Here is a 23,106-nt window from a genome sequence, read left to right as displayed (position 1 = left end):
GATAGTATCAAAGCAACATTAAAACAGTATTATGGAATGATTAACAAAACTACTCGCGTTAAAAAAATAAAATGACTGAGATAATTTAGTATCAAGCTTTCAAAAACAATTTAAATTTAATCATGAATGTTTACCTTTGTTCTTTATAATCGAAATTAATTATGACTGAAAATAATAGAAGGTTTCCTGCAGAATGGGAAAAACAGCAAGGTATATTACTTTGTTTTCCGCATAACGGAAAAGACTGGCCGGGGAAATACGAAGCCATTCAATGGGCTTTTGTCGAATTTATAAAAAAAGTAGCGATTTATGAGACTGTATTTTTAGTTGTTGCCGATGAGAAACTAAAAGAAAAGGTTACTGAAATGCTAGAAAGAGCACGAGTAAACCTTAATAATCTTTCGTTTATCATTCAAAAAACAAATAGAAGCTGGATGCGTGACTCTGGTCCTATTGTAATTAAAAACGGTGAAATAAGAGAAGCATTAAATTTCAACTTCAATGGTTGGGCCAAATATAAAAATTACCAGCTTGATAAACATGTTCCAGATACCGTAGCTAATTTTCTAGATATACCACTCACTCAAGTGATATATAAAGGAAAACCCGTAATTGTTGAAGGTGGTGCTATTGATTCAAATGGAAAAGGAACTTTGCTTACCTCGGAAGAATGTTTGATGCATTCCGATATTCAGGTTCGTAACCCACATTTCACTAAGGCAGATTACGAAGCCGTTTTCAAGGAATACATGGGAATTACCAATGTAATTTGGTTAGGTGACGGTATTGAAGGCGATGATACGCATGGACACATCGACGATTTATGCCGTTTTATAAATGAAGACACTATCGTTACCATTGTAGAAACAGATCCAAAAGACAATAACTACGCTCCTTTGCAAGATAACTTAAAGCGTTTGCAAAATGCAAAATTGGAAAATGGTAAGTCACCCATTATTGTGGCTTTGCCAATGCCAAAACGCTTGGATTTTGAAGATTTAAGATTACCAGCAAGTTACGCTAATTTTCTTATTTTGAATAAATGTGTTTTGGTTCCCACTTTTAACGATCCTAACGATCGTAAGGCTCTAAATATTCTAGCGGAGTGTTTTCCGGATAGAGAAATTATCGGAATTAGTGCTATCGATTTGATATGGGGTTTTGGAACTTTGCATTGTTTAAGCCAACAAATTCCAGCTTAAAAAGACTAAATATTTTATATAAAAAAACACCAGTGTTGTACTGGTGTTTTTTGTTTATGGTACTGAAAGACCTATTTGTCCTTCGTAAAAGGTATTCTTTGACTATCATTGACAATCATCTCAAATCCATTTTGAACTTCATTAAATTGAAATTTAAGCCCCGCTCTTTTTGATTCGAAAAAGTCCTTACCTATTGGTTCAACACTAAATTTAGGGTAACCCGTTATTTCTACATTAAGAACGCTGTTAGTCTCGCTAAACACAATCTTTATCGGCGCTTTATCATTAGAATAGTTACCTAGATAACCGTCTAAAATAAGATCTTTTTCAATAACACCTTTCGCAGGAGTCCAAATATTATTTCCTTCATTATTATCTGGAAAAGCGTGATCTGGATCTAAGGTAATACTTTCAATTTCTTCAGTAGAGTCATGCTTAAACGACCATACCTTATTTCTTTGCCATACTTCAACCGGTAATTTTACGCGGCTTACTGTTCCACTTTTAGTTTTTACATCTAAAACTATTGGCATAGCCATTTTGTCGAAATTCTCTACAGTAATAATAACACCTTGTTTCGGATCATTTTTCACATATTTGATTGAGTTGATCCCTTGGTCCAATCTCCAGTTATTAACAAACCAACTTCTCCAAAACCAACTTAAATCCTCACCAGATACATTTTCCATTGTTCTAAAAAAGTCGTCCGGAGTAGGATGTTTAAAGGCCCATCGTTCTACATAAGTGCGAAAAGCTAAATCAAAACGATCTTCACCTAATACTTGCTCACGCAAAACAATCAGTGCTGAACTCGGTTTAAAATAACACAAAAGACCAATATTAGCCTCTTTCATATTATCTGGAGAACTCATCATAGTTTCCAATTCCGGTCTAGTGAATGCTTCCGCCATTTTATGAAAATCAACTGCTTCTGATTTGTATTCTCCATTGTTGAAGTCTACTGAACTTAATGAATTGATAAAAGTATTAAAACCTTCATCCATCCATCCAAATAAACGTTCGTTTGAACCCACAATCATAGGAAACCAGTTGTGACCAAACTCATGATCCGTAACTCCCCATAAATCTTCCCCTTTAGATTCCCATCCGCAAAAAACGATTCCCGGATATTCCATTCCGCCTTCATTTCCTGCAACATTTGTCGCAACGGGATAAGAATACTCAAACCATCTTTTTGAATAGTTCTCAATAGAAGCCTTAGTAAATTCTGTAGAACGTCCCCAAGCCCCATCACCAGCACTCTCCACTGGATACGCTGATAATGCTAAAGATTTTTTACCACTTGGTAAATTAATTTTGGCACCGTCTAAAATAAATGCTGCTGAGGAAGCCCAAGACATATCTCTGGCATTTTTTAGCTTATAATGCCACGTTTTAGTAGTAGAAACACTTGCATTTGCTGAAGCGGACACTTCGTCTGCTGTACGTATAAAAACCGTTTTATCACTTTTCTTTGATGCTGCTAATCTACTTTGCTCCAAAGTACTATAAACAACTGTTGGATTTACCAACTCTCCTGAACAAACAACAATATGATTCGATGGTGCGGTAATATTTACGTCAAAATCTCCGTATTCCAGATAAAATTCAGATGCTCCCAAGTAGGGATTAACATTCCATCCTTGTACATCGTCATAGACACACATACGTGGATACCATTGTGCAATGGTGAAAATCTTGCCGTTTTTAGTGTCAAGAACTCCTGTACGGTCTGAGCCTTCTAAAGGGGAAATATAAGAAAATTCTATTTTAATTTTTACAGAATCTCCTTTTGCCTTTAATTCTTGCGGAAGCATAACCTGCATTCTTGTATCCGTAATTACGTATTTAGCATCAACCTCAGTAATCTTACCTTTAGTTGCGCTAATAATCTTAACGGACTTTATTTTATTACCTCCGTCAAATTTTTGTCCTTGTGCTCCATTGCGACTTCCTGTCAAAGGAACGACCGCATTTCCACGTGAATCAGCTTTGAATAAATTTTGTTCTACATTCATCCACACAAAAGACATTTTATCTGGGCTATTATTAGTGTAGGTGATTATATCTGTACCAACAATCTCATTGTTTTGCACATTTAGCTTTGCGGTAAGTACATAATCAGCTCTATTCTGCCAGTATTCAGCACCTGGTTGACCGCTTGCTGACCTTGTAGTTGTACCATTTTTAGTGTAAAAGAACGGTCCAAAAGCATCATGATAATTGTATTTTGAAATTGGGATAGTTCCCGTTGTTGCTGGCGCTTGTTGCGACCAAAGGGATGAAACCCCTAATAATAAAGCCATTTGAAGAATGGCTTTGAACCTAATATTTTTCATGTGTTATTATTTTACAACCAAATTAATAAAAAATAATCGATACTAATATTAAATATGAAGCTTTTCGTTCAAATTTCAGCAAACCTTAATCTAACTCATATTTTCATATGTTTTTAACATGCCTAAACAAATTATAAAATACATTTACAGTTTTAATTTTATATTCAAAAATCATTCGTTTTGACAACAATAATAACTAACTCTCACTTAACCGCAGAAATTAATCACTCTGGAGCGGAACTATTTTCACTTAAAAGCAATAGCAATAATAAAGAATATATCTGGCAAGGAAATCCAGAATTTTGGGGTAAACACTCCCCTATTCTTTTCCCTATTGTGGGAACTTTAAAAGACAATAGCTACACATCTAATTCTATTCAATACCACTTATCCAGACATGGTTTTGCTAGAGATACAGCTTTTGAATTAATTAATAAAAATCAAAATAGTGCTACTTTTTCGATGCAATCAAATGAAGAGACTTTACAAGTATATCCCTTTCATTTTGAACTTCAAATCAGTTATATCCTTGAAAACAAAAATTTAAACATTAATTACAAAGTCATCAATAAGGCCGAATCCAAAATGCCATTTTCCATTGGAGCTCATCCCGCCTTTTCTTTGTCTAGAAATTTCGATAATTATAGTATACAGTTTGAAAAAGAGGAACCTCTTGTTTACAATCTGCTCGAAAATGATCTAATTTCTAATGAAACCAAAATTTTAGCAACGACGAATAGTGCAGTTCCATTAGACTATAAATTATTCGAAAATGATGCTTTAATATTCAAATCCTTACAATCTAATTATCTAACCATACTAGAGACTGGAAACCCACTTCTTAGAGTACGTTATAATAACTTTCCACACCTTGGTATTTGGACAAAAAAAGATGCACCATTTCTTTGTGTCGAACCCTGGTTTGGCTATTCTGATTCTGTTGAAAGTTCCGGAAACCTTATGGAAAAAGAAGGTATTCAAATATTGGACTCCTATAAAATTTTCGAATCAAAATTTAGTATCGAAATTATCTAATCTATATAAGATGTTACAGCTTAATTTTAATCCATTTCCTAATCTCGAAACGAAACGTTTGCTTTTAAGGCGTGTAACTGCTACTGATGTAAAAGAAATACTCGAATTGCGTTCGAATGCTGAAACCATGAAATATATTCCGAGGCCACTCCTAAAAACGGAGGAAGATGCTTTAGACCATATTGCAAATATTGATGCCAAAATAGAAACTCAAGAAGGGATTAATTGGGCCATTACTTTAATGGACAGTCCAAAACTAATTGGAGTAATAGGTCATTATAGAATCAGGCCAGAACATTACAGAGCCGAAGTGGGTTATATGTTACTACCGCAATTTCATGGCAAAGGTATTATTCCAGAAGCCATAAGGGAGGTGGTGAAATTTGGTTTTGAGCATATGAACCTACATTCTATCGAAGCCATTATAGAACCAGCAAATTTAGCCTCGGAAAAAGTACTATTAAAAACTGGTTTCACAAAAGAAGCTCATTTAAAAGAAAACGAGTTTTTTGAAGGCCGCTTTTTAGACACTATTATTTATTCATTATTAAATAGATCATAGCTTTTAATTATAATAAATATGATACAAATATGATACAAATATGATACAATTATAATAGCTGATACTTTATATTTGCACACAAATAAAACAAAAACAATTTTTATATCGATTCCCAATCTTATCATGAAAAAACTTTTCTTTTTACTTGCCATCTTATTTTCAATTCAATCGCAAAGCCAGACCTACATAAAAGTAAATGCTTTAACCACTCTATTGACTGTTCCCAATATAGGAATTGAAACTAGTATTGGTAAAAAATCAACATTTCAACTTGATATACTGGCATCACCATGGAAAACTATCAACGGAAAGCCTAAACAATTTTATACGTTTATACCAGAATACCGTTACCATTTTCATGAAAAAAATAATGGCTTTTATGTTGGAGCACATATTGGAGCCACCAAATTCAATTTCCAGAAATGGAATTATTTGAATACCGATAAATATGAAAAAGGTTTTGGCTATATAATGGGAGCGACGATTGGCTACCAAACTAAAATAAACGACAAGTTCATGTTAGATGTGTTTCTAGGAGGAGGAAATCAACAGGGATTTTACAAAGGGTACTATATTAGCACTGGAGAACGTTATGAAACTGCGAAAAATTATAATAAAAGCGGGGAATGGTTGCCTTATAGAGGCGGAGTTATGGTTTCTTATAAACTGAACTAATCCTAATTTTCAAACTTAGGTTCGGTATTTACATACAATTCTTCGACTTTTTTACGTGCCCATTCCGTTTTGCGTAAAAAAGTCAGACTCGATTTAACACTTGGATTTTCATTAAAACACTTGATATTTATTAATTCGCCCATGGTATCGAATCCATAATGGTTCACTAGTCTTTCCAAAATAACTTTAAGCGTAATTCCGTGAAGAGGGTTTTTTGATTTTGAGTTTTCCATTGTGCAAATATATAAAAATCGAGAAGCAACTAGTTTTTTAATTAATTAATCGAAAAAAAAGCGGATTTACATCCAAGCATATAAAATTTTAGATCGTGACAATTAATGAATAGTCCTTAAGCGATCAACGGTTGAAATTAGAGATAATAATTCGAAACCTATTTTTTCATCGTAATTTACTCTATAAAAAAAGCCATTACCTTTATGAGATAATGACTTTTCTATTTAGAATCTCAGTAATATTTTAGAATCTCATACCTAACCCCATTCCTAAAATTAATGGATTGATAGTAACATCCGCTGGAATACTTAAACCGGCAGCCAAATTAGATCCGTCTACAGTAACATCTGTTTTTAATAATAATTTTTTAGCATCAAGGTTGATGAAAAATTTATCGTTAAGCATCAAATCAAAACCTACTTGAAAAGCATATCCAATATTATTTTTATAAGACACATTTTTCACAGTCGCACCTTGGTCAACACTATAGAAAATAGTATAGTTTAATCCTGCACCAACATAAGGTTTGAAAACTTTTTCTGCAAAAGGATAAAAATGATATTGTGCTGTCAGCGTTGGAGGTAACAGCCATACACTTCCTAAATCCACATTGGCATTTGTTGGTCCACCAACAGCAGAAATATCAGATCCCATCGTATTAACATCGTGTTTCGTTGTAGCAAGAATTAATTCGGTTGCAAAATGCTTTGCAAAAAAATAAGTGAAGTCTAACTCTGGAACAAAGTTATTTGAAATAGCAACATCTCCTCCAATTGTCCCGACTTTTGCACTTTCATCAGGAATTACAGCAATTCCTCTAACACGAACTTGCCATTTTTTAAAATCTTGATTTTTAATACCTTCCTTGTTTTGCGCATTTAATGTCATAAAAGACACTGCCAAAAAGGCAAAAAGTACTTTTTTCATAATGTTTTGGATTTTTAATTATACAAACAAAAGTAGTCTGATACATCGCTTTAGAAGGTGATAAAAATCATGTTCCTAAATTATTTCAGTATAAAATAGCCTATTACTTTAAAACTTTGATTTTTGTTCCTACATTTGTAATCCTATGCTAAAAACAGTCAACATACTTAATAAAAGAGCCCGATACGATTATGAAATAATCGAAAAGTTTACTGCTGGAATTGTTTTAGCAGGAACTGAAATTAAATCAATCCGTTTAGGTAAAGCCAATATTACCGAAAGTTTTTGCGAGTTTAGCGGCACGGAACTTTTTGCTATCAATACCTATATTGAAGAATATACTTTTGGAAACCAATTCAATCATAAAGCAAGAAGCGAACGAAAACTTTTGCTGAACAAGAAAGAATTAAAGAGTTTGGCAAAAAGTGTTCAAGCCAAGGGATTAACAATTGTTCCTTTAAAGTTGTTCACCAATGAAAAAGGCTTGGCTAAGCTCGAAATTGGACTTTGTAGAGGAAAGAAAACGTACGACAAACGAGAATCACTCAAAGAACAAGACACTAAGCGAGATCTTGCTAGAATCAAAAAAGAGTTTTAAAATATAATCAAGGCCAAGATATTTGGCCTTTTTTTACGCCTAATTTAATGACTAAATTTGTCAAGACAATATAAATTCACTTATTTGAAATGAAAAGTTTACTTAAAACCGCCAGAGAAGAAAAAGGACTAAAAACAAGGGAAGTCGCTCAGCTCTTAAGCATTGATCAGGCTTTAGTAAGTAAATTTGAAAGTGGAACCAGAAAACCTACCAAAGAACAAATAACCAAGTTAGCAGCTCTCCTTGAGATTAATTTTGAAACATTAATGACCGTTTGGTTAAAAGAGAAAATAATTCATGAAATCGGTCAAGAGGAATTTGCTTTACAAGCACTCAAAGATGCCGAAGCCGAAATTATAGTGCTAAGAATCTCTTCAGCCAATAAAATTTCGCCTGAACTCCAAAAACTGTTAGATCAAATCGAAACCTTAAAGCTAAAACTGCAAAATTTAAACCCAAACAATTATTCTCAAATTACTCAAATCTTAGAATTAGAATATACATTTGAAAGTAATCGCTTAGAGGGAAATACTTTGACACTTTCAGAAACCGATTTGGTTGTCAATGAAGGCCAAACAATTTCAGGAAAAAACATGCGCGAACACATGGAAGCGCTAAATCATATTGAAGCAATCGCCTTTATCAAAAATATGATTCACAAAAACATTGTTCTTAACGAAAAAGAATTTATCGCCATTCATAGTCTTATTCTAAGAGGAATACTTCCCAAAGAAGCAGGACAATACCGAAAAATTCCATTTACTATAAAAGAAAATAGCTTTACACCCTCAGATCCTTCAATAATTCAAAAAGAAATAGAAGCTCTTTTTAACTGGTATGAAATAAATAAAAGCACTGTACACCCTATAGTTATAGCTACAGAGATGCAGCAACGTATATTAGCTATTTACCCATTCACAAATGCAAATGGCAAGGTTTCCCGATTAATTATGAATCTAGTTTTGATGCAAAATGGCTACGTAATCGCTAATATAAAAGGGGATTCTGAAAGTAGAATGCAATACTACCAAAAGCTGGAAAATGCGCTAATAGGAAAAGATAAAGAAGATATCATACTATTTATTGCCCAAATTGAGAAAGACAATATAGCACGGTATTTAACTCTCCTGTCCCAATAAAAAACCCATTCTTAAGTAGGAATGGGTTTGTATTTAATTTTTATCTTCCAATAGAGGAACGAATCGAAATTCGCCCAATTCGTGTTTCTCAAATTGTGTTTCGTTCTTCCGAATCAACAAAGTCATAATTTGTACATCATCTCCCAATGGGATCACGAGCCTACCTCCTATTTTTAATTGTGCCATCAGAGGTTTTGGTATAAAAGGGGCTCCAGCAGTTACAATAATACTATCAAAGGGAGCGTAACTTGGTAAACCTTTATATCCATCCCCAAAAGAAAGATGTTTAGGACGAATTCCCAACTTGGGCAATAATGACGAAGTCTGCTTAAATAATTCATTTTGACGCTCTACACTAAAAACTTTGGCCCCCATCAAACACAAAACAGCTGTTTGATAACCTGAACCCGTTCCTATTTCTAAAACTTTGTGTTCCTTTTTTATTTCCAATAATTGGGACTGGAAGGCAACAGTGTAGGGCTGCGAAATAGTCTGACCTGCACCAATGGGGAATGCTTTATCTTGATAAGCATAATCTTCAAAACTAGAGTTCAAAAACAAATGTCTCGGGATCTTTTTTATGGCATCTAAAACATTTACATCAGTAATTCCTTTTTGCTGTAAAACATTAACTAATTGATTACGAAGTCCTTGGTGTTTAGCTGTGTCTTTCAAAGTTTATTGTTTTATTTCCACAAAAATAGAAAACAAAATCTAATTTTGATTGTCAAATTTTAATTTTTAAATCATCAAATAATTGTCCCTTATCCTTAAGGGTTTAATCATTTAATTGCTATTTTTGTACAAAGAACATCATTATGCTAAAAATTGGAGTACTAGGTGCTGGTCATCTAGGGAAAATACATTTACGTTTATTACAACAATCTGAAAAATATGAATTAGTTGGCTTTTACGATCCCAATCAAGAGAACGCCGATAGAGTATCTAAGGAATTTGGATATAAACATTTTAGTACAATAGCTACCCTTATCCATGCAGTAGACGTCATAGATATTGTAACCCCTACACTTTCCCATTACAAATGCGCGAAAGTTGCCATCAAATCAGGCAAACATGTTTTTATAGAAAAACCTATTTCAAATACTTTGGCGGAAGCCGAGGAAATCATTGCTTTGGCTAATGAATATAATGTAAAAGGGCAAGTAGGACATGTGGAGCGCTTTAATCCAGCATTTATTGCCACCAAAAACATGATCGACAACCCCATGTTTATTGAAACACATCGTTTGGCAGAATTCAATCCTAGAGGTACGGATGTTCCTGTAGTATTAGATTTAATGATACATGATATTGACGTGATTTTAAGTGTAGTGAAATCTAAAGTAAAAAATATTAGCGCCAGTGGCGTTTCTGTTATCAGCGATACTCCGGATATTGCAAATGCCCGAATCGAATTTGAAAATGGTTGTGTAGCTAATTTAACAGCCAGCCGAATTTCGATGAAAAACATGCGCAAAACACGTTTCTTTCAAAAAGATGCCTACATATCTGTAGATTTCTTGGAAAAAAAATGTGAAGTGGTAAAAATGAAAGATGCGCCAGAAGTTCCTGGCGATTTTGACATGATTTTACAAAATGCAGAAGGTGTAAAAAAACAAATTTATTTTTCTAACCCTGATGTAGAACAAAACAATGCAATCCTTGAAGAATTAGACACTTTTGCTGATGCAATAAATACTAATTCCACTCCTATTGTGACATTGGAACAAGCAACAGAAGCCTTAAGAGTTGCCTACCAAATTATAGATTGTTTTAAAAAATAGAACAACGATTCGGATTTAAAAGTTAAACGAGAAGACTTTAAAATAAAAATACAAATTACATGAAAGTTATAGCAGTAATCGGAGCAGGAACAATGGGCAATGGAATAGCCCACACTTTTGCTCAAAGTGGTTTTACCGTAAAATTAATTGATTTATCAGAAAAGTCTTTGGACAAAGGCATGGCCACAATAGCTGCCAATCTAGATAGGATGGTAACAAAAGGAACCATTACACAAGAGGACAAAGCAAAAACAATAACAAATATTATAACCTATACTGACATCAAAGACGGTGTTGTTGGGGCTGATTTAGTCGTTGAAGCAGCTACAGAAAACATAGAGTTAAAACTTAGCATTTTCAAACAATTGAATGATGCCTGTTCGCATAACACTATTCTTGCTACAAACACTTCTTCGATTTCAATTACTCAAATTGGAGCAGTAGTTGCACATCCAGAACGGGTTATCGGGATGCACTTCATGAATCCGGTGCCTATTATGAAATTAGTAGAAATCATCCGTGGTTACAATACCAGTGACGTGGTGACAAAAACTATCATGGCGCTATCTGAAAAATTAGGAAAAACTCCTGTAGAAGTTAATGACTATCCCGGTTTTGTAGCCAATAGAATTTTGATGCCAATGATCAATGAAGCCATCGAAACTCTATACAATAAAGTAGCTGGCGTATATGAAATTGACACTGTGATGAAACTGGGTATGGGACACCCGATGGGACCTTTACAATTAGCTGATTTTATAGGACTTGATGTATGTTTAGCAATATTAAACGTGATGTATGACGGCTTTAAAAACCCAAAATACGCCCCTTGCCCGTTATTAGTAAATATGGTTCGCGCAGGTAAATTAGGTGTCAAATCTGGTGAAGGTTTCTATGATTATTCAGAAAGCAAAAAAGCAGAAAAGATTTCTAAACAATTTATATAAAAGAGATAGTATTTCGGTTGCAGTTTACGGCTAAAACAGCAACCGAATTCTGAATAATAAATAGTACTAAAATAGATGAATTCAATAATTAAATAAAGAATTTGATCGCTATAAAAAGTGAGTAACTCATCAATAATTAAAAAAGCTCTATCTTGAACAAAAAATTATTGTAAGCTTCAGAAAACATAAATTCAGAATATAACTTCGTAATGATTTTTATTTTTTAACCATAAGAAAACAATAACCACATTTTAAAACTCCTTTACAAAGTCTGACAGAGAGATTTTATATAAAACGGATACTATTATCTCTTTTAGCAACTGTAGATTTAAGTAATATTGAGTACCGTTTGTCTTTCTAGAAAGCATGCCTTTTTGAAACGGAAACAAATTATAGTTAAAGGCAAATTTAAAATAGGTATTATTCTTTTCTCACCTAACATCCATAAGACCAAAGATCAGGTAAATGCCAATTCTATATACACCGACAAATAACACCTAAATCGAACCCAATTCATTAGTGCACCCTCATTTATGAATTTTAAATTCGATACAACCATTCTAAAAAACAACAAATGTCAATAGCTCAAAATTTACTTTCGATAAAAAATAATTTGCCTGAACAAGTTACACTGGTTGCGGTTTCAAAAACAAAGCCCGTTCCTGATCTAATGGAAGCCTATGAGGCTGGTCAACGCATTTTTGGGGAAAACAAAATCCAAGAGATGGCGGAGAAATGGGAACAAATGCCAAAGGATATCCAATGGCATATGATTGGGCACGTTCAAACGAATAAAGTAAAATTTATGGCACCATTTGTGAGCTTAGTTCACGGGGTCGATAGTTTCAAATTATTAAAAGAAATAAATAAACAGGCTGCTAAAAATGAACGCGTTATCGATTGTTTGCTACAGATACATATCGCCGAAGAGGAAACGAAATTTGGTCTTGATGAACTAGAACTTGATTCGCTTATGGAATCAAATGAGTTTCAGGAAATGAAAAACATCCGAATTGTAGGGTTAATGGGAATGGCGACTTTTACGGATAATCAAAACCAAATCAAGAAAGAATTTACCCATCTTAAATCTGTCTTTAATAATCTAAGCAGCAAAAATGAACTGCAGCACTTCTCTACCTTGTCAATGGGGATGTCAGGAGATTTTAAACTCGCCATCGAATGTGGCAGTACCATGGTTAGGATAGGAAGCAGTATCTTTGGCACACGATAATGATTTTTGAACTCTGATCAACAATCGTTGATTAAAATTTAAAAACGGATTACTAAAAACAATAAACTGAATACAAAATTGTACGCAATACTCGACATAGAAACCACAGGAGGACAATTCAACGAAGAAGGAATCACCGAAATCGCCATTTATAAATTTGATGGGCATGAAATAGTGGATCAATTCATTAGTTTGGTCAATCCTGAAATTCCAATTCAACCTTTTGTTGTAAAGCTAACAGGTATTAATAACGCCATGTTAACTTCAGCACCTAAGTTTTTTGAAGTAGCCAAACGCATTATAGAAATGACCAATGATTGTGTTCTTGTTGCTCATAATGCCGATTTTGATTATCGAATATTACGCACTGAATTTAGACGTTTGGGATATGATTTCAACCAAAGAACACTTTGTACAGTTGAATTATCTAAAAGATTATTGCCGGAACAGCCTTCGCACAGTTTAGGAAAATTAGTGCGTGCGTTAGGTATCCCAATGGCGGACAGACATAGAGCCAGCGGCGACGCAATGGCAACTGTAAAATTATTTAAGATGCTTTTGGACAAAGACTTAGAAAAAGAAATTGTCAAAGATCTCATTAAAACAGAAATTCAAAAAGGAATAGCGCCAAAATTACAAGATATCATTGAAAACTTACCTTCTAGAATTGGCACTTATTACATTCATAATGAAGCAGGTAAAATAATTTTTATTGGTAAAAGTAGAAACATTAAAAAAAGGGTAAATCAACATTTCACAGGAATAACAACAAGTGCAAAAAAGATCCAAACTGAAGTTTTTACTGTCACCTATGAAGAAACAGGCACTGAACTAATAGCTCTTTTAAAAGAAACCGAAGAGATTAAAATTAATAGACCCTTATATAACAGAATGTCTCGCAAGAGCAACTATTCATGGGCTATTTATAGTGAAAAAGATGTTGATGGTTTTTTAAATCTAAAATTACAAAAAGCAGACGGCAGAAAAAAAGAGGTATTATCCTATGTAAATGCAATTGAAGGAAAAAATGCTTTGATTCAAATCACTTCTGAGTTTAATTTATGCCAGAAGTTAACTGGGTTGTCTCAATCAAAAACACATTGTTCGAAACATAACATTAACGAATGTGACGGGGCCTGTATAGGCAAAGTTTCAGTTTTAGAATACAATGAACGCGTTAAGTTATTCATTGATAAAAATAGTTTTGACAATACAAATATGGTCATTCTAGACAAAGGCCGTAACATCAATGAGCGTAGTGCCGTTTTGGTTGAAAACGGAGTCTATAAAGGCTACACATTTTATGATTTGAATTATCAGGTACACAATATAGAAATCCTGAAAAACATCATAATTCCTATGCAAAGTAACCGAGATACCCGTAATATAATTCAAGGGCACCTAAGAAAAAATAAAGGCTTTAAGATTATAAAGTTCTAGTGCTAATCAAAAAATTTATTTCTTGTGTATGCATAAAATCAAATCGAAATACAATATTTTCAAACAAAGGGCCCATATCATTATCTATGGTACAAGCACTAAAGCTGGGCGCTATTTTGACTTAATACTTTTAGGACTCATCTTACTGAGTGTACTTTTAGTAATGATGGAAACCGTCACTGAATTTGATTTAAAATACCATGACGAACTCGTTCTCTTGGAATGGATCATTACCGGATTCTTTACCATAGAATATTTTTTACGGATTATTTCAATCAATAGGCCTTGGAAATACATCTTTAGTTTCTATGGTAATATTGATTTACTGGCTATTTTGCCCATGTATTTATCCTTTTTCTTTATAGGTACCAGCATCTTAAGTGTAGTTCGATCACTTCGATTATTACGATTGTTCAAAATTTTGAATCATCCACAGTTTACCAGCCAATCTGTTCAACTAAAAAAGGCAATCAATGCCAGTCGAGGCAAAATTGTAGTTTTCATCTATTTTGTACTTATAATCACCATCATAATCGGTGCGCTAATGTACGTTGTAGAGGGCAAACAAAGCGGCTTTACCAGTATTCCGGCCAGCATATATTGGACCATCGTGACACTAACAACCGTGGGCTATGGAGATATTTCTCCAGTAACTCCCTTAGGACAGTTTATCGCCTCCTTTGTCATGATTTTAGGGTATGGTATCATAGCAGTACCTACAGGAATCGTCACTGCAGAAATAGCCAAAACGGTTCAAAACCTTTCACATCATTCTCAAACTCCGTGTAAAGATTGTGGCTCCGAAGACTATCCTAATAATGCAAACTTTTGCCCTAACTGCGGTAATTCTTTTTAATATAATCTGCTAAAGAAGCAACTTCCAGCTATACACTTCAACCCCTCCTCTTGCCAGTAGTATTTCTAAGACATAAAAGGAGCTTCTAAAAGGCGCTCTTTTATGTCAAGAAATAGTAACTTGCACTCGCCCGGGTTTTTTTTTCTATCTGGGCTAAAATAAATTATGAAATACCTAATTACCATTGTCGGCCCTACAGCCATCGGAAAAACTTCCTTGAGCATCATCGTGGCAAACCATTTCAAATGCGAAATTGTTTCCTGTGATAGTCGTCAGTTTTTCAAGGAAATGACTATTGGAACAGCAGTTCCAAGTACTACAGAACTAGCCGCTGCCCCACATCACTTTATCCAAAACAAATCTATTTTAGGGAATTATACAGTGGGCGATTTCGAAAAAGAGGCCATAGCAAAAATTGATGAACTCTTTCTAACTAATGACTATGTTGTCCTTGTTGGTGGTTCCGGACTGTATGTAAACGCCATCCTAGAAGGTTTTGATGAATTTCCAGAAATAGATCCTGCTGTTCGTGAAAGCGTTAACACTAATTATGAAAAATTAGGAATTACCTATTTACAAGAGCAATTACAAAAACTTGATTTTGACTATTTCAAAACTATAACAAATGAAAACCCACAAACTTTGCAGAACCCGCAACGTATGATGCGTTTTGTAGAAGTGAGTATTGGTTCTGGAAAGCCTTACTCCTCTTTCCTGAATCAGAAAAAAAACAACCGTAGCTTCACTCCTATACTCATTGGACTTGAAGCCGAAAGAAGTATCATGTACAACCGAATCAACCAACGTGTCGATATAATGATGAAAGAAGGACTTTTGGCGGAAGCCAAAGCCTTATATCCAAATAAGGAAATGAACGCCTTACAAACTGTTGGTTATCGAGAACTCTTCAGTTATTTAGACGGAGATCTTACATTAGAATTTGCTATCGAAGAAATCAAGAAAAACACAAGACGATTTGCTAAGCGCCAACTGACTTGGTTCAAAAGAGATGAAAACACAAAATGGTTTGACTTTGAAACTCCATACTTAACTGTTTTTACCTATATAAAATCAATAATTAATAATTCATAATTATTTATATGCCAATAGCCTCAAATTTCACTTCCGTTTTAAGCAAGGACTGGGAAATCAATTTTACACAATGTATGCCCAACGGCTATCTAAAATACACTGATCTCTGCAATATTTTGCAACTGACTGCAGCAGCACATTCTGATATGGGAGGCATTAGCTTTTCGGATATGCAGGAATTTAATCAAGCTTGGGTCTTGAGCAGAATGCGTGTTGAAATTGCGGCATTACCTAAATGGAGAGACATTGTAACGGTGAAAACTTGGATCAACACACTCGAGAACTCCCGATCAGTCCGAGCTTTAGAAATGTATGTAAATGGAGAGAAAATCGTTGGCTCTGAAACTTTTTGGGCAGTTTTTAACACTGAAAGAAGACGTCCAGAAGGATTAGCATTGCCATATGAGCATTTTGAACTGTATCCCGAGCTGAAAGCCACAAAGGAAAGTTTCTCAAAAATAAACATCAACTCCGAGAAGGAAGATGTATTTGAAAAATCAATCTATTTATCTGATTTGGATATCGTAAACCATGTCAACAATGTTAAGTACCTTGAATGGTGTTTGGATCATCTCGAAGTAGATTTGATTCTAAGCCAAAAAATAAGAAGTTTTGAAATGAATTTTTTAAAAGAGTTATCCCTATATGACAAAGTGATAATTCATGAAAACTATTCTGAAGACTCCATCCTTTTTAGCATCACAAAAGAAAATAAAAATTGCTATGCACTGCAGTTAAACCTTTAATAAATACCATAAAAAGAAAACTTGGTAAGCTAAGCTTCTTAAAAAAAAAATCAAAAAAAAGGCTCCGATTTCTCGAAGCCTTTTGTGTTTTTATTTTTCCACTTTGTTTTTAACAACAAGTCTAAATCCCTCACCGTGAATATTAAGAATTTCAACATCCTCATCCAATTTAAGATATTTTCTTAGCTTGGCGATGTATACATCCATACTTCTTGAGGTAAAATAGTTATCGTCTCTCCAAATTTTTGTTAATGCCAATTCTCTTGGCATTAAATCATTTTCATGAAGAATCAACATTTTCAACAATTCATTCTCTTTTGGAGATAACTTAATAGGCTCTTCATCATTAAATGTCAAGAATCTCAATTTTGAGTTAAGATGAAATTTCCCGATATTAAATTCGTGCTGAACCTGTTCCGTTTTAGTATCAGAAGATTTTCTTTGAATAATCGCTTTTATTTTCATCAGTAGAACTTCAGAATCAAAAGGCTTGTTCAAATAATCATCAGCACCAGCCTTATACCCTTTTAAAACATCCTCTTTCATCGATTTTGCAGTAAGAAAGATAATAGGCACTTCGCTATTTTTCTCTCTTATTTCCTTAGCTAGTGTGTATCCATCTTTGTACGGCATCATCACATCCAAGATGCAAAGATCATATGTGTCTTTTTTAAATTTTTCAAAACCTTCCATACCATTTTTTGCAAGAGTAACATCAAAATCATTTAGCATTAAATAATCTTTAAGCACTGCACCAAAATTAAGGTCATCTTCTACTAAAAGTATTTTTTTATTTATATTTTCCATATCTAATTTATTAGTGGTATTTTTATTATGAAGGTACTTCCTTTTCCCTTTTCACTTTCTACGTAAACCTGACCATTATGGTCTTCTACAATTCTTTTTACATAAGCTAAACCTAAACCGTGCCCCTTTACATTATGTATATTACCAGTGTGTTCTCTATAAAATTTTTCAAAAACTCTTTTCTGAGCAATTTTGCTCATTCCCAAGCCTCTGTCTGTAACTTTAATAAGAATCATATCTTTTACGTTTTCTGTAAAAACTTCAATTTCTGGAATGTCTGGAGAATATTTTATCGCATTTTCCAGAACATTTACAATTACATTTGTAAAATGAACTTCATTTATTAAAACCGTTGTTCTTGTGGCGTCAAAATGAGTAGCTATCTTTCCGCCCCTATCTTCCAAGATTAAGTTAACATGTTCGATTGCATCATTTATAACCTCTACTACATCGCTTGATTCCTTTTCGATATCAAGTTCTTTCTTCTCAAGCTTAGAAATTCTTAAAACGTTTTCCACCTGTGCATGCATTCGCTTGTTTTCATCACGAATCATTTGTAGGTATTTGAAAACCTTTTCCTTGTCGTCAATTATTTTCGGATTTTTTATCGCATCTAAGGCCAAATTGATAGTGGCAATAGGTGTTTTAAACTCATGGGTCATATTATTAATGAAATCTGTTTTGATTTCAGAAATTTGACGTTGGCGTATCAGCTGATTCAATGCACTTGTATAAGCCACTAAAATGATTAACGTAAAAATAATCGACAGAATTGTGATACTTACCAATTCAGATAACAAAAACTTCTTCTTGTGCGGAAACGTAACTAATAACTTATATTTTTCATTCCCTTCATTATCGGTAAAAACTGGAATGGAATACGTTGCCTCCTTATCAAAAGTAAATTCATTTGACTTAATCTTGGTAGCTAATCCATTACTGTATATTCCAAACTCAAATTTTGTCTTTACACCATATTCTTCTAATTCTTTTTTAATTAGTTTTTGAAGAATTTCTTTTGAAACTCTTTCTTGGATAGGCATTGCTGCAGCAACATCTTTATACGATATCTCTAATTGCACTTTATCTAAAACATCTAGATTCCCTGATCTTTCAATCGTCACATCCGGAAGTAAGCTTTGTTGTAAATTAGATTTATCTACAGCATTATTATTATAAACTTCAGTTACTCGCTTTGAATTGAAATTCTTAAATTTATCATTATTAAATTTCTTGTTAAATAACGAAGATGAAATATCGTAATCTTCAGATATAATACTATTCGAATACACAATAGTTTTATTCGTTTTTATATTTCTTTGAACGTAATAAAACTCCAGCAAATCCTCTTTTTGAGGAATCTTTCCAGTACTATCTTTAATATGATTGTATTTATCATAAAAACTATATGCTTCTTGCTTTTGGAGTTTATCTGCAACTTTACCAATAACCTGAGTTACATGAAATTTAAATTGCTCGTTATTATTTTTAAACGAAGTATTAAACCAATACACCTGGACAAGAATTATACCTACTAAGGATAAGCTCATCAACAAAACAAGTAATCTAAAAAAAAGTTTATTCATCGGTACAAAATTAGCATTTTAACAGTATGGATGACAATCTATTAACCAAATATTAACATTTAAGACTGATTTTGTTTTATCTTCAAAATTTTAAGAATTTCTTCTGTTTCTTTTTTAGCAATTTCAGAATTAATGTTTTCGATAACGAAATCACTTTTTGAAACACGCTGTTCGTCAGTCCATTGCGAATTTATTCTTTTCATAACTTGTTCACGAGTGACACCATCCCTTTTCATTACTCGTTCAATTCTTGATTCCAATGGCGCAGATATAGTTATTATCCAGTCAAAATTTTTATAATTACCATTTTCAAATAGAATTGCGGCTTCATAAACAACTAAAGGGAATTTTTCATGTTCCAAAAGCCACTGTTTAAAATGCTTTTTTACCGCAGGATGCACAATTGCATTAAGCAGTTCTAACTTATCAGGCTTACCAAAAACAATTTCAGCCAGACTTGCCCTATTCAAAATACCGTTCTCAAAAATTGAGTTGCCAAACGTTTCTTTAATAGCAGTTATGATCTCAGCAGATTGCATTAAGTTTCTCGCCTCGTCATCAGCGATATAAACAGCTAAACCCAAGGATCTAAAATGATTAGCAATGGTGGTTTTTCCACTTCCAATTCCGCCAGTTAAACCGATAATTTTTGTCATATCAAATTTTAAAAAATAATTCTGGAAAAGCATCTTGAGGTTTCTTTTTCAATACAATAACCTTCAAAAATGATTCCATAAAGCCAATTCCATATCCATAAAATTGTTTCCAAACAGCAATCAAAGATAAATAGCCAATTTTAATACTTTTATTCTGGTAGCTGGAAACTAGAAATATGACTAAAAAATATATAAAATACAACTGTAGTAATACGTCAATATTAAAAATCAATAATAATACCGCAAGAACAAATCCGCTAATAAAAACAGACGGGAAAAAGAAAGTTAGTTTATTGTACTTAGGATACCAGCTATTAAGAATTGGACGTGCTTTACCAAATTTATTAACCTGAACCGAAAACTTATCCCAATCAATCCTTCTCTTATGATATACATACGCATTTGGAACCAGTTTGGTTTCAAAACCAAGGTTCCATAGTCGTATCGATAAATCAGGATCTTCACCTGGATGGATATTTCCAAAGCCATTAGATGCTTCAAAAGCTTTTCGAGACAAACCCATATTAAAACTTCTGGGTTGAAATTTATCTATTTTTTCAGAACCTCCTCTAATTCCACCAGTAGTTAAAAAAGATGTCATTGCAAAATTGATTGCCTTTTGTATATCCGAAAAACTATCAAGAGCCTTGTCTGGTCCACCAAAACAGTCTACATAATTTCCCTTCAAAGCTTTTTCAACCTCGGTCAAATAATGCGCTGGAATTATGCAATCAGAATCGAATATGATGAAATAATCCCCTTTGGCTTTTTTCATTCCATAGTTCCTAGAATCTCCCGGGCCTGAATTTTCTTTATAATAGTAAGAAATTTTCAACTTAGCTTCGTATTTATGTACTATGTCCTCACATTTTAATGAAGACCCGTCTTCTACTATCACTATTTCAAAATCTTCTTTATAATCGCTTTTCGACAAACTTTCTAAAAGCTCATCTACTTCATCTGGGCGGTTGTAAACTGGTATAATTAACGAAAAAAACATATTCTTATCAGAGGTATTAATTATAAAATACTGGGCAATTTTTTAACAAAGATATACTTTATCAATAAAAAAACCACCAATTAATAATTGATGGTTTTTTTAAATATTTTGATATAAAAACCCCTTTTATTCAAACATTTCCATGACCTCCTGACTGACTCCCATATTAGAGAATCCTCCGTCATGAAGTAAGTTTTGAAGCGTCACCATTTTTGTTAAATCTGAAAACATGGATACTGTATAATTAGCACAATCCAAGGCGGTCGCATTACCTAACGGTGACATTTTTTCTGAAAAAGCAATAAACCCTCCAAAACCTTTAACTGCCTGACCTGCTTTTGTTGCTGTTGGCGATTGCGAAATTGTATTTACCCTTACTTTTTTATCTCTACCAAAGAAGTACCCAAAGCTACGAGCAATTGACTCTAAATAAGCTTTATTATCAGCCATATCGTTATAATCTGGAAAAACACGTTGCGCAGCCATATAAGATAGCGCTACAATACTTCCCCATTCGTTCATGGCGTCTTTTTTATACAGTACCTGCATCACTTTGTGAAAAGAAACAGCCGATACATTCCATCCTTTTTCCGTATAATCGTAATTTTGATTAGTATAATGATTTCCTTTTCGAACATTCACCGACATACCAATAGAATGTAGAACAAAATCAATCTTTCCTCCCAAAAGTTCAACCGCTTTGTCTACCAAATTTTCTAAATCAGCTACAGATGTTGCGTCAGCAGAAATTACTTGTGAACCGGTTTTTTGTGCTAGTTCATCAATTGACCCCATTCGAATAGAAGCTGGTGCATTCGAAAGGACAAAAACTCCGCCTTCTTCATGAACTCTTTCAGCCGTTTTCCAAGCAATTGAATTTTCATCTAGTGCCCCAAAAATGATTCCTCTTTTTCCTTTTAATAAATTGTACATAATAAATTAATTTAAAATCAATATAAAAAAATGCATCTTAATTTCTAAATGAATAAAACCATTATGAAATTAAGATGCATTATCTAAAATTTTAATCTGCTAAAACCAGATTATACTATACTTGATACATTTACCATTTCATCTGTTTCTGCTTTGTAGTCTATGCCTTCTACATCAAAACCAAATAAATTGTAAAAATCTTTTCTATACCCTTCTAAATCTGAAATTTCAGATAAATTTTCGGTAACCGCTTCATTCCACAACTTCGCTACTTTTTCCTGAACATCAGGGCGCATCTCTAAATCATCAATGCGAATTCGTCCTTTTTCATCTGTAGCAACTTCTGCACCAGAGAAAAGTCTATCCTGATACAAACGTTGAATTTGCTCAATACATCCTTCATGAATTCCTTCTTCTTTCATTATTTTATACAATAACGAAATGTATAATGGAATCACCGGAATCGCAGAGCTAGCCTGAGTAACCAATGCTTTATTTACTGAAACATAAGCTTTTCCATTAATATCAGCTAAGCTATCAGTGATGCTAAAAGCAGTCGCTTCAAGATGATCTTTAGCTCTACCGATAGTCCCTTTTCTATATACGGCCTCAGTTAATGATGGCCCGATATAAGAATAAGCAACTGTTGTAGCTCCTGGAGCCAATAAGTTATCCGCTTTTAAAGCTTCAATCCACATTGACCAGTCTTCACCCCCCATTACAGCAACCGTATTTTCGATGTCCTCATCATTACAAGGTTGTATCGAAATTTCAGAAACTTTTCCAGAATGAAAATCCACCGTTTTATTAGTGAAAACGCCTCCAATAGGTTTCAATACTGAACGGTGCAATACACCAGTTGTTGGATGCATACGAACAGGAGAAGCCAAACTGTAGATGATTAAATCCACTTGTCCCAAATCGCTTTTTATAAGGTCTAACGTTTGTTTTTTTACTTCATTAGAAAAAGCATCACCATTGATACTTTTTGCATATAAACCTGCTTCATGAGCTTCTTTTTCAAAAGCAGCAGAGTTATACCAACCTGGAGAAGCTGTTTTTCCTTCACTAGGAGGTTTTTCAAAAAACACACCAATAGTTGATGCATTAGAACCAAAAGCACTTGTTATTCTTGAAGCTAAACCAAAACCCGTTGAAGCTCCTATAACCAAAACTTTTTTAGCTCCTTCAATAGCTCCTTTTGATTTTACATATTCAATTTGATTTTTAACATTTTGCGCGCATCCGTCAGGATGAGATGTCGTGCAAATAAATCCTCTCATTCTAGGTTCTATTATCATAATATCTAAAATATAT

Annotated in this window: 23 protein-coding genes; 13 read left to right on the top strand and 10 right to left on the bottom strand. The window is 33.7% G+C overall.

Going from position 1 to position 23,106, the window contains the following annotated elements; all coding sequences use genetic code 11:
* Positions 1–161 precede the first annotated feature (161 nt).
* Positions 162–1,202 carry an agmatine/peptidylarginine deiminase gene (locus HJ01_RS10295; protein WP_007138333.1) on the top strand — a complete coding sequence of 347 codons (1,041 nt, stop codon included), beginning with the start codon at positions 162–164 and terminating at the stop codon, positions 1,200–1,202.
* Between the two features lie 71 nt (positions 1,203–1,273).
* Here HJ01_RS10295 and HJ01_RS10290 read toward each other — a convergent pair whose 3' ends face one another.
* Positions 1,274–3,541, bottom strand: a complete 2,268-nt coding sequence (locus HJ01_RS10290; protein ID WP_007138332.1) for a M1 family metallopeptidase — start codon at positions 3,539–3,541, stop codon at positions 1,274–1,276.
* A 180-nt stretch (positions 3,542–3,721) separates the two neighbouring features.
* Between HJ01_RS10290 and HJ01_RS10285 the strand changes: the two genes are divergently transcribed.
* The 3 genes from HJ01_RS10285 to HJ01_RS10275 all read left to right on the top strand — a co-directional run bounded on the left by HJ01_RS10285 (position 3,722) and on the right by HJ01_RS10275 (position 5,813).
* Positions 3,722–4,576, top strand: coding sequence for an aldose 1-epimerase family protein (locus HJ01_RS10285; RefSeq protein ID WP_007138331.1), 855 nt, complete (start codon positions 3,722–3,724; stop codon positions 4,574–4,576).
* Between the two features lie 10 nt (positions 4,577–4,586).
* Positions 4,587–5,138 (top strand): GNAT family N-acetyltransferase, encoded by a 552-nt coding sequence (locus HJ01_RS10280; RefSeq protein ID WP_007138330.1) that lies wholly within the window; start codon positions 4,587–4,589, stop codon positions 5,136–5,138.
* Between the two features lie 123 nt (positions 5,139–5,261).
* Entirely contained in the window at positions 5,262–5,813 is a 552-nt protein-coding gene (locus tag HJ01_RS10275; RefSeq protein ID WP_007138329.1) for a DUF3575 domain-containing protein, read from the top strand.
* A 2-nt stretch (positions 5,814–5,815) separates the two neighbouring features.
* Here the strand turns inward: HJ01_RS10275 and HJ01_RS10270 are convergent, their stop codons facing one another.
* The gene (locus HJ01_RS10270; RefSeq protein WP_040473847.1) at positions 5,816–6,046 is read right to left on the bottom strand and encodes a VF530 family DNA-binding protein; all 231 of its coding nucleotides are present in this window, start codon (positions 6,044–6,046) and stop codon (positions 5,816–5,818) included.
* Positions 6,047–6,290: 244 nt separating this feature from the next.
* A complete protein-coding gene (locus tag HJ01_RS10265; protein WP_007138327.1) occupies positions 6,291–6,974 on the bottom strand; it encodes an OmpW/AlkL family protein in 684 nt (227 codons plus the stop codon).
* A gap of 145 nt (positions 6,975–7,119) precedes the next feature.
* Here HJ01_RS10265 and smpB point away from each other — a divergent pair, with 145 nt between their 5' ends.
* Positions 7,120–7,572, top strand: coding sequence for an SsrA-binding protein SmpB (gene smpB / locus HJ01_RS10260; protein WP_007138326.1), 453 nt, complete (start codon positions 7,120–7,122; stop codon positions 7,570–7,572).
* An 89-nt stretch (positions 7,573–7,661) separates the two neighbouring features.
* On the top strand, positions 7,662–8,711 hold the full coding sequence (locus tag HJ01_RS10255) for a Fic family protein (RefSeq protein WP_007138325.1): 1,050 nt from the start codon (positions 7,662–7,664) through the stop codon (positions 8,709–8,711).
* A 33-nt stretch (positions 8,712–8,744) separates the two neighbouring features.
* On the opposite strand, the gene HJ01_RS10250 is transcribed toward HJ01_RS10255, so the two are convergent.
* Positions 8,745–9,386, bottom strand: a complete 642-nt coding sequence (locus tag HJ01_RS10250; protein WP_007138324.1) for a protein-L-isoaspartate(D-aspartate) O-methyltransferase — start codon at positions 9,384–9,386, stop codon at positions 8,745–8,747.
* A 143-nt stretch (positions 9,387–9,529) separates the two neighbouring features.
* Between HJ01_RS10250 and HJ01_RS10245 the strand changes: the two genes are divergently transcribed.
* From HJ01_RS10245 to HJ01_RS10215, 7 genes are all read left to right on the top strand, one after another.
* Entirely contained in the window at positions 9,530–10,495 is a 966-nt protein-coding gene (locus tag HJ01_RS10245; RefSeq protein WP_007138323.1) for a Gfo/Idh/MocA family protein, read from the top strand.
* Between the two features lie 59 nt (positions 10,496–10,554).
* Positions 10,555–11,442 (top strand): 3-hydroxyacyl-CoA dehydrogenase family protein, encoded by an 888-nt coding sequence (locus tag HJ01_RS10240; RefSeq protein WP_007138322.1) that lies wholly within the window; start codon positions 10,555–10,557, stop codon positions 11,440–11,442.
* A gap of 574 nt (positions 11,443–12,016) precedes the next feature.
* Positions 12,017–12,673 (top strand): YggS family pyridoxal phosphate-dependent enzyme, encoded by a 657-nt coding sequence (locus tag HJ01_RS10235; protein ID WP_007138320.1) that lies wholly within the window; start codon positions 12,017–12,019, stop codon positions 12,671–12,673.
* 78 nt (positions 12,674–12,751) lie between these two features.
* Entirely contained in the window at positions 12,752–14,113 is a 1,362-nt protein-coding gene (locus tag HJ01_RS10230) for an exonuclease domain-containing protein (RefSeq protein WP_007138319.1), read from the top strand.
* Between the two features lie 28 nt (positions 14,114–14,141).
* On the top strand, positions 14,142–14,969 hold the full coding sequence (locus tag HJ01_RS10225) for an ion transporter (RefSeq protein WP_040473846.1): 828 nt from the start codon (positions 14,142–14,144) through the stop codon (positions 14,967–14,969).
* Between the two features lie 165 nt (positions 14,970–15,134).
* Complete coding sequence (gene miaA / locus HJ01_RS10220; RefSeq protein WP_007138317.1) at positions 15,135–16,061, top strand: tRNA (adenosine(37)-N6)-dimethylallyltransferase MiaA; 927 nt, start codon at positions 15,135–15,137, stop codon at positions 16,059–16,061.
* An 8-nt stretch (positions 16,062–16,069) separates the two neighbouring features.
* Complete coding sequence (locus HJ01_RS10215; RefSeq protein WP_007138316.1) at positions 16,070–16,807, top strand: acyl-[acyl-carrier-protein] thioesterase; 738 nt, start codon at positions 16,070–16,072, stop codon at positions 16,805–16,807.
* A gap of 90 nt (positions 16,808–16,897) precedes the next feature.
* Here HJ01_RS10215 and HJ01_RS10210 read toward each other — a convergent pair whose 3' ends face one another.
* The 6 genes from HJ01_RS10210 to fabV form a co-directional block, all read right to left on the bottom strand.
* Positions 16,898–17,614 carry a response regulator transcription factor gene (locus tag HJ01_RS10210; protein WP_007138315.1) on the bottom strand — a complete coding sequence of 239 codons (717 nt, stop codon included), beginning with the start codon at positions 17,612–17,614 and terminating at the stop codon, positions 16,898–16,900.
* Between the two features lie 2 nt (positions 17,615–17,616).
* Positions 17,617–19,200 (bottom strand): sensor histidine kinase, encoded by a 1,584-nt coding sequence (locus HJ01_RS10205; protein ID WP_040473845.1) that lies wholly within the window; start codon positions 19,198–19,200, stop codon positions 17,617–17,619.
* Positions 19,201–19,259: 59 nt separating this feature from the next.
* The gene (coaE, locus tag HJ01_RS10200; protein ID WP_007138313.1) at positions 19,260–19,856 is read right to left on the bottom strand and encodes a dephospho-CoA kinase; all 597 of its coding nucleotides are present in this window, start codon (positions 19,854–19,856) and stop codon (positions 19,260–19,262) included.
* A gap of 1 nt (position 19,857) precedes the next feature.
* Positions 19,858–20,856, bottom strand: coding sequence for a glycosyltransferase (locus HJ01_RS10195; RefSeq protein WP_007138312.1), 999 nt, complete (start codon positions 20,854–20,856; stop codon positions 19,858–19,860).
* Positions 20,857–20,982: 126 nt separating this feature from the next.
* Positions 20,983–21,789 (bottom strand): enoyl-ACP reductase, encoded by an 807-nt coding sequence (locus tag HJ01_RS10190; RefSeq protein ID WP_007138311.1) that lies wholly within the window; start codon positions 21,787–21,789, stop codon positions 20,983–20,985.
* Between the two features lie 110 nt (positions 21,790–21,899).
* A complete protein-coding gene (gene fabV / locus HJ01_RS10185) occupies positions 21,900–23,090 on the bottom strand; it encodes an enoyl-ACP reductase FabV (protein WP_007138310.1) in 1,191 nt (396 codons plus the stop codon).
* Between the last annotated feature and the right edge of the window lie 16 nt (positions 23,091–23,106).

This window comes from Flavobacterium frigoris PS1 (assembly GCF_000252125.1).
GTDB classification, from domain to species: Bacteria; Bacteroidota; Bacteroidia; order Flavobacteriales; family Flavobacteriaceae; genus Flavobacterium; species Flavobacterium frigoris_A.
This window is presented reverse-complemented; position numbering and strand designations above follow the sequence as displayed.

Bases quoted from the DNA above. Each gene is read 5' to 3' on its own strand.
- HJ01_RS10210 (WP_007138315.1), bottom strand. From the start codon at position 17,614: ATGGAAAATATAAATAAAAAAATACTTTTAGTAGAAGATGACCTTAAT.
- HJ01_RS10215 (WP_007138316.1), top strand. From the start codon at position 16,070: ATGCCAATAGCCTCAAATTTCACTTCCGTTTTAAGCAAGGACTGGGAA.
- HJ01_RS10240 (WP_007138322.1), top strand. From the start codon at position 10,555: ATGAAAGTTATAGCAGTAATCGGAGCAGGAACAATGGGCAATGGAATA.
- HJ01_RS10270 (WP_040473847.1), bottom strand. From the start codon at position 6,046: ATGGAAAACTCAAAATCAAAAAACCCTCTTCACGGAATTACGCTTAAA.
- HJ01_RS10265 (WP_007138327.1), bottom strand. From the start codon at position 6,974: ATGAAAAAAGTACTTTTTGCCTTTTTGGCAGTGTCTTTTATGACATTA.
- HJ01_RS10295 (WP_007138333.1), top strand. From the start codon at position 162: ATGACTGAAAATAATAGAAGGTTTCCTGCAGAATGGGAAAAACAGCAA.
- HJ01_RS10190 (WP_007138311.1), bottom strand. From the start codon at position 21,789: ATGTACAATTTATTAAAAGGAAAAAGAGGAATCATTTTTGGGGCACTA.
- HJ01_RS10245 (WP_007138323.1), top strand. From the start codon at position 9,530: ATGCTAAAAATTGGAGTACTAGGTGCTGGTCATCTAGGGAAAATACAT.
- coaE (WP_007138313.1), bottom strand. From the start codon at position 19,856: ATGACAAAAATTATCGGTTTAACTGGCGGAATTGGAAGTGGAAAAACC.
- HJ01_RS10195 (WP_007138312.1), bottom strand. From the start codon at position 20,856: ATGTTTTTTTCGTTAATTATACCAGTTTACAACCGCCCAGATGAAGTA.
- HJ01_RS10225 (WP_040473846.1), top strand. From the start codon at position 14,142: ATGCATAAAATCAAATCGAAATACAATATTTTCAAACAAAGGGCCCAT.
- miaA (WP_007138317.1), top strand. From the start codon at position 15,135: ATGAAATACCTAATTACCATTGTCGGCCCTACAGCCATCGGAAAAACT.
- HJ01_RS10275 (WP_007138329.1), top strand. From the start codon at position 5,262: ATGAAAAAACTTTTCTTTTTACTTGCCATCTTATTTTCAATTCAATCG.
- fabV (WP_007138310.1), bottom strand. From the start codon at position 23,090: ATGATAATAGAACCTAGAATGAGAGGATTTATTTGCACGACATCTCAT.
- smpB (WP_007138326.1), top strand. From the start codon at position 7,120: ATGCTAAAAACAGTCAACATACTTAATAAAAGAGCCCGATACGATTAT.
- HJ01_RS10280 (WP_007138330.1), top strand. From the start codon at position 4,587: ATGTTACAGCTTAATTTTAATCCATTTCCTAATCTCGAAACGAAACGT.
- HJ01_RS10290 (WP_007138332.1), bottom strand. From the start codon at position 3,541: ATGAAAAATATTAGGTTCAAAGCCATTCTTCAAATGGCTTTATTATTA.
- HJ01_RS10235 (WP_007138320.1), top strand. From the start codon at position 12,017: ATGTCAATAGCTCAAAATTTACTTTCGATAAAAAATAATTTGCCTGAA.
- HJ01_RS10205 (WP_040473845.1), bottom strand. From the start codon at position 19,200: ATGAATAAACTTTTTTTTAGATTACTTGTTTTGTTGATGAGCTTATCC.
- HJ01_RS10255 (WP_007138325.1), top strand. From the start codon at position 7,662: ATGAAAAGTTTACTTAAAACCGCCAGAGAAGAAAAAGGACTAAAAACA.